Below are 10,949 nucleotides of genomic sequence, written 5' to 3' on the forward strand. Positions count from 1 at the left end.
AGACGGCGCCGTGCGCCCCCGCCATCAGGTTGTGGCTGTTACGTGCAGTCGGAAGCGCAGTGCCGTCCACCAGAACAGAACTGCTCCAGCGGACGGTACGTTTGTATCTCGGCGCAAACTATTTCGTCTCGGGCAACGCTGCCCGACCTTCCGCATCGCCAGTCGCGCGCATCGTTCGTGCATCGCCGGGCCGCAGCGACCGCGCCGCGCGGCCGCCGTCAGCGTCGGTCGGCGGCGCTACGATACGACCAGATTGACCGCCTTTGGGCCCTTGCCCTTCTTGTCGGGTTCCACTTCGAACGTAATACGCTGCCCTTCGGTCAGGTCCTTCAAGCCGGCACGTTCGACTGCGGTAATGTGCACGAACACGTCGCGGCCGCCGTCATCAGGTTTGATGAAGCCGTAGCCGCGTTCCCCGTTGAAGAACTTCACCGTTCCCGTCATTGCCATTCCGGAAACTCCTCCCAGCATGCTTTCCGTGGCGCGCGAGCGCGACGGTGCGACCTGGCATTTCGCTTGCCGGATAGCTTGGCCGAGAGCGGGACCTGCGACTGATTGCCGGTCCAAGCAACTACGCTTGAGGCCTTGTCACTCCGCCGCCCCCATTTGCGGAAGCGGAACGTAAAGCCAGTCCAATGGAACTAGCATAATACGGAAATACACTGATTGCCTACGGTCGAGTTGTGACTTTTCGCAAGCTGATGCAGGCAGCAGATGAGTAATCAGGGCTTTTGGAATTCGAGGCGGTAACGTCCGACCCCACCGAGCCCGAGTGGTCGCTCCAGCTCGGGAAGAACGGTTCTCAGCTCGTCGGCGAGAGTCCATGGCGGGTTGACGATCAGCAGTCCGGTCGACGTCAGCGCGCCGTTCGGCTGTTGCGGCGCGACGCTGAACTCCAGACGCAGGCACTTGTCGGCGCCGGCCGCCGCGGTGGTCGCGGCGACGGCAGCCGCAAGGGTCTCGGTGGCGCGGCGGTTCTTCACCGGATACCACATCAGATACACGCCGGTCGGCCACTTGGCGTAGGCTGCGCCGAACTTGGCGGCGATCTGCTCGAATTCGTCTTTGCGCTCGAACGGCGGGTCGATCAGCACCAGTCCGCGGCGCTCCTTCGGAGGCACGAAGGCGGTGAGCGCGGTCCAGCCGTCGAGATCGACCACCCGGCCTTGCGGATCGTGGCGCAGCGCGTTGATCAGTTGCTTGCGCGCCACCGGTTCGAGCTCGCAAGCCACCAGGCTGTCCTGGGGACGGAGCAGGGCGCGCGCGATCAGCGGCGAGCCCGGATAGGCGGTGAGCTCGCGCTGCGGATTGAACGCCCGCACGATGTCGAGATAGGGCGCGATCAGCGCGTAGGCCGGATCGGAGAACCGCGCCTGCAGCACCCGGGCGATCCCGGTGGCCCACTCGCCGCCGCGGCGGGCCTCGTCGCTGGTCAGATCGTACAGGCCGGCGCCGGCATGGCTGTCGATCACCCGGAACGCGGCCGGCTTGTCCTGCAAATAGGTCAGGATCCGGACCAGCACGAAATGCTTGATCACGTCGGCGAAGTTGCCAGCGTGGAAGGCGTGACGATAATTCATGCGCCGAGCCGTAGAGCATTTCCGCTCCTGATTGAATCAGAACCGGAGCTGTCGTTGCATTTTGACGCGAATTCTCGGCGCGAACCGGTGCCCACTCGCCCGAAACGCGCGAGCAGGGCCGGGGACCCGCGTTGATTTTGCCGGGGCGGAGGGGTCCGCGATCGTTCGGGAATGTCTGTTTCGCGCCCTGGTAGCAATACTGGGGGCGTACCGGTTCCGCTTCGAGGTGCCAGGCAAGTATCTTGAAAAGACAAACGAATTTGACGGGCGCGTGTACGGCGCGTCGATTAACGCGCTGTTTAACCCCCGATGCTAGTTCTTGGCTTGCGAAAGACCGGCGGTTGTACGCCAGGACTTTCAAGGGAACCTGCGTTAGCCGGCCGGTCGGGCGGTGGTCGAACCACCCTGCGGCGCCTTGGGGAGTTGAAGATGGCGGTTGATTTGTCGATGTCGGTTCTGGTGGTGGACGATTACAGCACCATGATCCGGATCATTCGTAATCTTCTCAAGCAGCTCGGTTTCGAGAATATCGACGATGCCAGCGACGGCTCGGCAGCGCTCGAAAAGATGCGCACCAAGAAGTATGGTCTGGTGATTTCCGACTGGAACATGGAGCCGATGACCGGCTACGACCTGCTCAAGGAAGTCCGCGCCGATCCCAATCTGTCGCAGACCCCGTTCATCATGATCACGGCGGAATCGAAGACCGAGAACGTGATCGCCGCCAAGAAAGCGGGCGTCAACAACTACATCGTCAAGCCGTTCAACGCGGCGACGCTGAAGACCAAGATCGAGGCGGTGTTCCCGGATCACGTCGCGGCGTAAGCCGGCCCACCTTCGCTTCTCCGCACGCTTTCCGACGCGCTCCTCATCGAGGGGCGCGTTTGCTTTTGGGATAGAGGCTAAGGCTCAGCCCGCGGCGAAGCGTTTGGTGAACAGAGCGACGTCGACCAGACCGCGGGCGTGGCGGCCGTCGCCGACCTTGCGGTCGCCGAGGAACGAGGCGACCTCGAACCGGATCACCCGGCGCTCCACCGCGCTCACGGTCGCCGTGGTTCGCACCGTCTGGCCGACGAAGGCCGGCGCCAGATGCCGGATGTCGACTTCGCTGCCGACCGTCACCCAGCCGTCCGGCAGCTTCGGCGCGATCGCGTCGCCCGACGTCATTTCCATCACCAGGATCATCATCGGGGTGGCGAACACCGCCGGCATGTACGGCACGAAGTGCTGCACGGTGATGTCCTGCGTCACCGTGGTGAGCCGTTCGGCGCTCATGCCGATGGTGATGAAGTCGCGCGCATCCATGATGCTGACCTACTTGCCCTGTGCCGCCTTGCGCTCCACGAAGGTCTTGCCGCCCTTCATCTTGTTGGTGAGCGGCGCCTCGTTGATCTGAATCACCACGTCCTCGGCGGCGACGCCGAGATGCGTCACCAGCGCTTGGGTGATGTCGCGCATCATCCCGGCCTTCTGCTCGTCGGTGCGGCCCACGGCCATGTTGACGGTGATCTCGGGCATCGGTGGTTTCTCCCCTTGCTACAATCTTTTTCTTCTCGTCATTCCGGGGCGCGCGAAGCGCGAACCCGGAATCTCGCAGCGGCCCAAACCTCGGGGTTCCGGGTTCGCTTGCTGCGCAAGCGCCCCGGAACGACGGTTTCAGCCCCAGCTCACCCCGCGGCGCTGCAGCAGTTCCTGCACCTTGGTGACCAATTCGTCCTCCTCGCAGGAGAACTGCGCTTCGGCCTGCTTCTTCAAGTACTCGTCGCGGTCCTTCTCCAGCGACGCCAGTTCGGCGCCCAGGATCAGGTCCTTGATCTGCACGATGCCCTGCTGCTTCTCGTCCGAGCCCTGGATGATGGCACAGGGCGAGTTGCGCTTGTCGGCGTATTTCATCTGCTGGCCGAGCGAGTGCTTGGGATTGCCCAAGTACAATTCCGCCCGGATGCCGGCTTTGCGAAGGGTGGCGACCATCTTCTGGTAACCCGCGATCTCGCCGCCGAACACGGTGACGACCACGGGGCCTGCCTGCGGTTTGTTGTCGAGCTGGCCGATCAGCGTCAGCGCCGCCTGCAGCCGCGACACGCCGATCGAGAACCCGGTCGCCGGCACCGGCTCGCCGCGGAAACGCGAGACGAGGCCGTCGTAACGCCCGCCGCCGCCGACCGAGCCGAACCGCACCGGGCGGCCCTTCTCGTCCTTGGTGTCGAGCAGCAGTTCGATTTCGAATACAGCGCCAGTGTAGTATTCAAGCCCGCGAACGATCGAAAAGTCCAATTTGACCTTGTCCTGATATCCTGCTGCCAAAATCAGGTTGGCGATGGTCTCGATATCATCGACCCCTTTTCTGCCGTTCATCGACGCCTGGACAACTCCAGTATCGAATGCATGCATAGTGGCCTCGGCGCCCAAGTTTGCGACGGTCACGAAACGCATGATCTTGTCGATTACATCAGGTTCGAGCTCGGCGCCTTTCGTGAAATCACCACTTTCGTCGCGCCGTCCCTTTCCGAGTAACGCGCCAACACCTTCGAGACCTAAGCGATCCAATTTATCGATCGCTCGCAATACGGTAAGGCGGGACAATCCTTCCGGAACGCCTGCAGCCTCCATCACGCCATCGAGAATCTGGCGGTGGCAGACACGGACAACATACTTTCCGTTGAGTCCGAGCGCTTCCATGGTGTCGGCCGCCATCATGCACATTTCGGCGTCGGCGGCGGCGGTCGGGGCGCCGACGGTGTCGGCGTCGAACTGCATGAACTGGCGGAAGCGGCCGGGGCCGGGCTTTTCGTTGCGGAACACCCAGCCGAACCGGTAGCTGCGATACGGCTTCGGCAGTGCGTCAAAATTCTCTGCGACGTAGCGGGCGAGCGGCGCGGTCAGGTCGTAGCGCAGGCTGATCCACTGCTCGTCATCGTCCTGCAGCGAGAATACACCCTCGTTGGGGCGGTCCTGATCGGGCAGGAATTTGCCGAGCGCATCGGTGTATTCGAACGCCGGGGTCTCGACCGGCTCGAAGCCGTAGCGTTCGTACACCTCGCGGATCTTCTCCACCATGGCGCGCGTCGCCGCGATCTCGGCGGGGCCGCGATCGGCGAGGCCGCGCGGCAGCCGGGCTCGCAGTTTCGAGGGTTTTTTCGGTTTTTCAGCCATCGTCGCCTTCCAAGTCAGGGCCGGGTTGGTATCAGCCGCTGTCCGTCGCAGCAAGGCGGGGTTGCATGATCCAGCGCAAATCTCCCGCCGGTGGCGTCCATTAACAGATGGAAGCCCCACGGAAATTTGCTGGCTCGCGGCGTTCCCGTCAGGGCGCGAAGCTGATACCGTGCCGCGCCTTCACCCCCGGCCGCGCAGTGCATGAGGAGCCCCATGTTAGACAAGATCAAGCCCACGTCCGCCGTCAACGCGCCGAACGATCTGAACGCGTTCTGGATGCCGTTTACCGCGAACCGGGCCTTCAAGCGCGCGCCCAAGATGGTCGTGGGCGCCGAGGGCATGCACTACATCACCACCGATGGCCGCAAGATCATCGACGCCGCCTCGGGTATGTGGTGCACCAATGCCGGCCACGGCCGCAAGGAGATCGCCGAGGCGATCAAGGCGCAGGCCGACGAGCTCGATTATTCGCCGCCGTTCCAGTTCGGCCAGCCGAAGGCGTTCGAGCTCGCCAGCCGGATCGCCGATCTGGCGCCGCAGGGCCTCGATCACGTCTTCTTCTGCAATTCGGGCTCGGAAGCCGGCGACACCGCGCTGAAGATCGCGGTCGCCTATCAGCAGATCAAGGGCCAGGGCTCGCGCACCCGCCTGATCGGCCGCGAGCGCGGCTATCATGGGGTCGGCTTCGGCGGCACCACGGTCGGCGGCATCGGCAACAACCGCAAGATGTTCGGCCCGCTGCTGAACGGCGTCGATCATCTGCCCGCGACGTATGATCGCGACAAGCAGGCCTTCACCAAGGGCGAGCCGGAATATGGCGCGCACTTCGCCGACGCGCTCGAGGGCCTCGTCAATCTGCACGGCGCCAATACCATCGCGGCGGTGATCGTCGAGCCGATGGCCGGCTCCACCGGCGTGCTGCCGGCACCGAAGGGCTATCTGAAGCGCCTGCGCGAGATCACCAAGAAGCACGGCATCTTGCTGATCTTCGACGAGGTCATCACCGGCTACGGCCGTCTCGGCTATGCCTTCGCGTCCGAACGTTACGGCGTGACCCCGGACATGATCACCTTCGCCAAGGGCGTTACCAACGGCGCGGTGCCGATGGGCGGCGTGATCACCTCGGCCGAGATCCATGATGCCTTCATGACCGGTCCGGAGCACGCCGTCGAGCTGGCCCACGGCTACACCTATTCGGCCCATCCTTTGGCCTGCGCCGCCGGCATCGCCACCCTCGACATCTATCGCGACGAGAAGCTGTTCGAGCGGGCAAAGGCGCTGGAGCCGAAATTCGCCGAGGCGGTGATGTCGCTGAAGGACGCGCCGAACGTGGTGGACATCCGCACCGTCGGCCTGACCGCCGGCATCGATCTGGCCCCGATCGCCGATGCCGTCGGCAAGCGCGGCTTTGAGTCGATGAATGCCGCGTTCCACGATCACGAGCTGATGCTGCGGATCGCCGGCGACACCCTGGCGCTGACCCCGCCGCTGATCCTCAGCGAAGACCATATCGGCGAGATCGTCGACAAGGTTGGTAAGGTGATCCGCGCGGTCGCCTGATATCCGCCGGATATCCCCTTGGGATGGCGGACGAATCCAGTGGACTCGTCCGCCGAATCGACAAAGATGGCGGATCGGCAGGCAACCACCGGCTTAAATGATCCGCATCTCGACCATTTTCATCGCCGTCTGCATGGTGCTGATCGCCACCTCGCTCGGCATGGTGGTGTATGCGGTCGCCGGATTCAGCGTGGCGCAGGCGGCGCTGGTCGGCCTGACGGCGCTGACCTTGTTCGTGCTGTATCAGGCGGTTTCGATGCGGATGCGCGACCGCGCCGAGGCCGGGCATCAGATCGCCGACCTGTCGCGCGGCACCGCCGATCTCGCCCGTCAGGTCGGTGACATCGGGCGCCGGCTCGCGGTGGTCGAGGCCAAGCTGGTCTCGGCGCAGTCCACCCAGCAGGACCGCGTTCAGCACGTCTCCAACGAGATCGACGAACTCGGCGCCTTGGTGCAGCAGCTCGCCGCCTCGGTCGCTTCCCACGAAGAACTCTTGACCGTCGCCGCGCGGAGCGTGATCCGCAACGAGGCGGCACCCCCGCCGCTGGAACTCGGCGAGCCGGTTGCGGCGCCTGCGGCTCCGGGCACGCCGGTCGTGCCAGCGCCGGTTGCTGCCGTTCCGGCGCCTGTGGGAACCGGCGCCGCGCCCGAGGTCAAGCCACCGTCCGTCGTCGTGTCCGCCGAAGCTTCGCCGCGTTCCGATGCGGCGCAGTTGCTGAAGGCGGTCAAGAGCGCGGTCGAGGCCGAGCGCTACGATCTTCATTTGCAGCCGATGGTGACCTTGCCGCAGCGCAAGGTGCGCGCCTACGAGGTGGTGACCCGGCTGCGCGACGAAGCCGATCAGTCGATCGCGGCCGACGATTATCTTCCGATCGCCGATGCGGCCGGCCTGATGGGACGGATCGATCTCGCCATTCTGCTGCGCGCCGTGCAGGTCGTGCGTCGCCTGCTGCTGCGCAACAAGGAGGTCGGTCTCTTCGTCAACATCGCCGGGGCCACTCTCGCCGACACCACGGCGTTCGCGCAGTGCCTCGATTTCCTCGAGGCCAACCGCACGCTGGCGCCGTCTCTGGTGCTCGAATTCAAGCAGAGCACCTTGCGCAAGCTCGGCCCGATCGAGGCCGAGCATCTGGCGGCGCTGGCGCAGCGCGGCTTCCGGTTCTCGATCGACCACGTCACCGATCTGCGGTTCGAGCCGCGCGAACTGGCCGACCGCGGCGTCCGCTTCATCAAGGTTCCGGCACCGCTGCTGCTGGCGGCGCACGATACGGCGTCCGCCGACATCCATCCGGTCGATCTGTCCGATCTGCTGGGGCGCTTCGGCATCGATCTGATCGCCGAGCGCATCGAGGGCGAACGCGTGGTGGTCGACCTGCTTGACTACGATGTGCGGTTTGGGCAGGGATTCTTATTCGCAGCACCCCGTCCGCTGCGGCCCGAGACCGCCACCACCGTGGCCGCGCCGGCTTCCGCCGCCCCGGCCCAGCAGGACTTCAATCTTGATCCAGGCAAGATTCCGCAGGCCCCGCTCGCCCGCATCGAGCCGGCGCGCGTCACCGGCAATGCCGCACTCGTGCGCCGCGCCGCCGGCCCGTTCTGATCGTTCCAGCCGATGACCACGCTGCGTTTTGTCGAGCATCTGCGCGAGCTCGTCGGCTCGGTCGACGTCGTGCTCAGCGACATCTGGGGCGTGGTGCACAATGGCCTGGAGTCGTTTCCCGACGCCTGCGCGGCGCTGAAGATCGCGCGCGACGAAGGCCGCACCGTGGTGCTGATCACCAACGCGCCGCGGCCGGCGGATTCGGTGCAGCGCCAGCTCCGCAAGCTGAACGTGCCTGACGATTGCTACGACGCGATCGTGTCGTCGGGCGATCTCACCCGCATCTATGTGGCCGAACATCCGGGCCAGTCGGTCTACTGGCTCGGTCCGGACCGCGACAATTCGATCTATCGTGGGCTCGACGCCAGGCTGACGCCGCTCGAAGCTGCCGACTACATCATCTGCACCGGCCCGTTCGACGACGAGACCGAGTCGGCCGAAGACTATCGCGAGATGATGGGGCAGGCGCTGGCGCGCAAGCTGACGCTGGTCTGCGCCAATCCTGACATCGTGGTCGAGCGCGGCGACCGGCTGATCTATTGCGCCGGCGCGATCGCCGAGCTGTATCGCGAGCTCGGTGGCGAGGTGATCTTTTACGGCAAGCCGCACCGGCCGATCTACGACCGGGCGATGGCGCTGGCTCGCGACATTCGCGGCAAGGATACGCCGGCCGAGCGGGTGCTGGCGATCGGCGACTCGGTGCGGACCGATCTGGCCGGCGCGCAGGGCTACGGCATCGACCTGCTGTTCGTCACCCGCGGCATCCATGCCGACGCGTTCGAGGGAATCGACCGGCTCGACACCGCCGCGGTCACCGAATTGTTCGGTCACCCGCCGCTGGCGCTGACCCGCGAGCTGCGCTGGTAAGCGCCGCTCCGCTCGATCTTCGTTGCGAACGAGGATCAGCGGCCTTCGCGCAGCCAGGTCGCGGCGAACGCGCCGAGCAGCAGCAACAGGCCGATCAGGCCGGTAAACACCGGCAGCACGCCGACGCCGGTGACCACGCTGGCGTCGCGCATCCGCACCCCGAGCCAGCCGTCGCCGCGGAACATCGTCGCCGACGTGACCGGAACGATACGCGGCAGCTCGACGCTGCCGCTCTCGGCGATCCGCCGCGCATCGCCGCCGGTCGCCTGCGCCAGCGGCTTCAGCGCTTCGGTGGTCGAGGTGACTTCCGCGAATTCCTTCGGATTGACCGGGCCGACATTAATCAGCGCCTTCAGCGTGCCGTCGGTCGCCGACCACAGTCCGAGTTCGTCGGCCGGCAATGTCGCCCGCCAGATCCCGGGATCGCCGGCCGTCAGCGTCAGGTCGCGGGTCTTGCCGGACGGCGAGGTGACGGTCACGGGCGGTACCGACTCGCCCATCGTCTGCCGCAGCACTTCGAGGGTCTTGCCGTCGGCCTTGAGCCGCAGCGCTTCCTCGTCGAGGTCGGGCTGCTTCATCAGCCAGTGCGACATCCGCCTGAGCAGATCGAGATGTGGCCCGCCGCCCTCGTAGCCCCGCGCCCACAGCCAAATGTAATCGGAGAGCAGCAGCGCGACGCGGCCCTCGCCGAAATGCGACAGCAGCAGCAGCGGCATGTTGTCGGCGCCGGTCATCAGCGGCGGCGTGGTGGTGTTGCGGGTGTCGACCGTGCGGAAGAACCGGCTCCAATGCGGCGGCTCGGAGCTCGAGCCTTCCAGCCCGCGCGTCACCGGGTGGCGCTTGCCGGCGTCCGATAGCCGCGCGTAGTACGGTTTCTCGGTGACGCCGACCGGCTCGGCCGGCAGCAGCGTGTCGAGCGGGGTGCGCCAGATCGAGGTGGTCGAGGCGTAGTCCGGCCCGGCCGACACCAGCACCGCACCGCCGTTCCTGACATAACGCGAGATGTTGTCGAAATACGCCATCGGCAGCACGCCCTGGCGGGCGTAGCGGTCGAAAATGATCAGTTGAAACTCGTTGATCTTCTGCTGGAACAGCTCGCGGGTCGGAAACGCGATCAGCGACAATTCGTTGATCGGCGTGCCGTCCTGCTTCTCCGGCGGCCGCAGAATCGTGAAGTGCACGAGATCGACGCTGGCGTCGGATTTCAGCAGGTTGCGCCAAGTGCGCTCGCCGGAATGCGGCTCGCCAGACACCAGCAGCACCCGCAGCTTGTCGCGGACGCCGTCGATCGACACCACGGCGCGGTTGTTGACCAGCGTCAGCTCGTTCTCGACCGGCGAGGCTTCGATTTCGACGATGTTCTGGCCGGCGTGCTTGATGTCGACGTCGACGCTGACGGTCTGGCCGCTCAGTACAGTGCGCTGGTTCAGCACCTCGCCGTCGCGCCGCACCACGACGCGGGCGCGGTCGCCGGTGATGCCCTGATCGTCGAGGCGGTAGGTGATGGTCTGGGTCTGCCCGACAATGCCGAACCGCGGCGCCGCCAGGATCGCGATGCGGCGGTCGCGCTCGTCCTTGCGGCCGGTGATCAGCGCCTGCACCGGCGCCTGGAAGCCGAGCGCCTGGGCGTTCGCCGGGATGTCGTGGACCCGGCCATCGGTGATCAGGAAAGCGCCGGCGACGCGGTCGGTCGGCACGTCGGACAACGCCGAGGTCACCGCGCCGAACAACTTGGTGCCGTCGGTCTCGCCGTCGGCCTGACCGGCCTCGACGACGCGAACCTCGAGCCCCTTGATCTGCTTCAGCCGATCGACCAGCGCTTCCTTGGCCTGTTCGGCTTCCTCGGTGCGCTTGCCGAAATTCTGACTCGGGCTCTTGTCGACCACCACCGCGGCAACCGACGACAGCGGCTCGCGCTCCTCGCGGGTGAACGACGGATTGGCCAGCGCCAGCACGATCAACGCCAGCGCCGCGATCCGCATCCAGGCGCCGCGCGACCGCCCGACCAGCAGCATCAGCGCGATCAACGCAACAGCAGCGATCGCGACCCACAGCACGGCGGTCGGGACGAGAGGCGCAAAGGCGATGCCGTAGTGCATCAGGTGCTCGCTCCGGATGCTGCCTGCTCCCTCTCCCATGGGGAGAGGGTTGGGGTGAGGGGGTACGACCTATTGAGAGGGCGAAACCCC

Annotated in this window: 10 protein-coding genes; 4 read left to right on the forward strand and 6 right to left on the reverse strand. The window is 65.6% G+C overall.

The window, feature by feature from the left end; translation table 11 throughout:
• Positions 1–237 precede the first annotated feature (237 nt).
• Both M9H71_RS07250 and M9H71_RS07255 read right to left on the reverse strand, forming a co-directional pair.
• Positions 238–450 (reverse strand): cold-shock protein, encoded by a 213-nt coding sequence (locus M9H71_RS07250; protein ID WP_016844477.1) that lies wholly within the window; start codon positions 448–450, stop codon positions 238–240.
• 272 nt (positions 451–722) lie between these two features.
• The gene (locus tag M9H71_RS07255; RefSeq protein WP_455404378.1) at positions 723–1,580 is read right to left on the reverse strand and encodes a 23S rRNA (adenine(2030)-N(6))-methyltransferase RlmJ; all 858 of its coding nucleotides are present in this window, start codon (positions 1,578–1,580) and stop codon (positions 723–725) included.
• Positions 1,581–2,009: 429 nt separating this feature from the next.
• Here M9H71_RS07255 and M9H71_RS07260 point away from each other — a divergent pair, with 429 nt between their 5' ends.
• A complete protein-coding gene (locus M9H71_RS07260) occupies positions 2,010–2,405 on the forward strand; it encodes a chemotaxis response regulator CheY (protein WP_455404379.1) in 396 nt (131 codons plus the stop codon).
• A gap of 84 nt (positions 2,406–2,489) precedes the next feature.
• Here M9H71_RS07260 and M9H71_RS07265 read toward each other — a convergent pair whose 3' ends face one another.
• The 3 genes from M9H71_RS07265 to hisS all read right to left on the reverse strand — a co-directional run bounded on the left by M9H71_RS07265 (position 2,490) and on the right by hisS (position 4,733).
• Positions 2,490–2,885: a thioesterase family protein gene (locus tag M9H71_RS07265; RefSeq protein ID WP_455404380.1), complete on the reverse strand. Its 396-nt coding sequence runs from the start codon at positions 2,883–2,885 to the stop codon at positions 2,490–2,492.
• Positions 2,886–2,894: 9 nt separating this feature from the next.
• A complete protein-coding gene (locus M9H71_RS07270; protein WP_107354528.1) occupies positions 2,895–3,098 on the reverse strand; it encodes a tautomerase family protein in 204 nt (67 codons plus the stop codon).
• Between the two features lie 138 nt (positions 3,099–3,236).
• Positions 3,237–4,733 (reverse strand): histidine--tRNA ligase, encoded by a 1,497-nt coding sequence (gene hisS, locus M9H71_RS07275; protein ID WP_455404381.1) that lies wholly within the window; start codon positions 4,731–4,733, stop codon positions 3,237–3,239.
• 213 nt (positions 4,734–4,946) lie between these two features.
• Between hisS and M9H71_RS07280 the strand changes: the two genes are divergently transcribed.
• From M9H71_RS07280 to M9H71_RS07290, 3 genes are all read left to right on the forward strand, one after another.
• Positions 4,947–6,293 carry an aminotransferase class III-fold pyridoxal phosphate-dependent enzyme gene (locus M9H71_RS07280; RefSeq protein WP_455404382.1) on the forward strand — a complete coding sequence of 449 codons (1,347 nt, stop codon included), beginning with the start codon at positions 4,947–4,949 and terminating at the stop codon, positions 6,291–6,293.
• Between the two features lie 97 nt (positions 6,294–6,390).
• Complete coding sequence (locus tag M9H71_RS07285; RefSeq protein WP_455404383.1) at positions 6,391–7,893, forward strand: EAL domain-containing protein; 1,503 nt, start codon at positions 6,391–6,393, stop codon at positions 7,891–7,893.
• A 12-nt stretch (positions 7,894–7,905) separates the two neighbouring features.
• Complete coding sequence (locus M9H71_RS07290) at positions 7,906–8,760, forward strand: TIGR01459 family HAD-type hydrolase (protein ID WP_455404384.1); 855 nt, start codon at positions 7,906–7,908, stop codon at positions 8,758–8,760.
• Between the two features lie 35 nt (positions 8,761–8,795).
• Here M9H71_RS07290 and M9H71_RS07295 read toward each other — a convergent pair whose 3' ends face one another.
• Positions 8,796–10,859: a hypothetical protein gene (locus M9H71_RS07295; RefSeq protein WP_455404385.1), complete on the reverse strand. Its 2,064-nt coding sequence runs from the start codon at positions 10,857–10,859 to the stop codon at positions 8,796–8,798.
• Positions 10,860–10,949: the final 90 nt, after the last annotated feature.

It is taken from the genome of Rhodopseudomonas parapalustris (assembly GCF_053772255.1).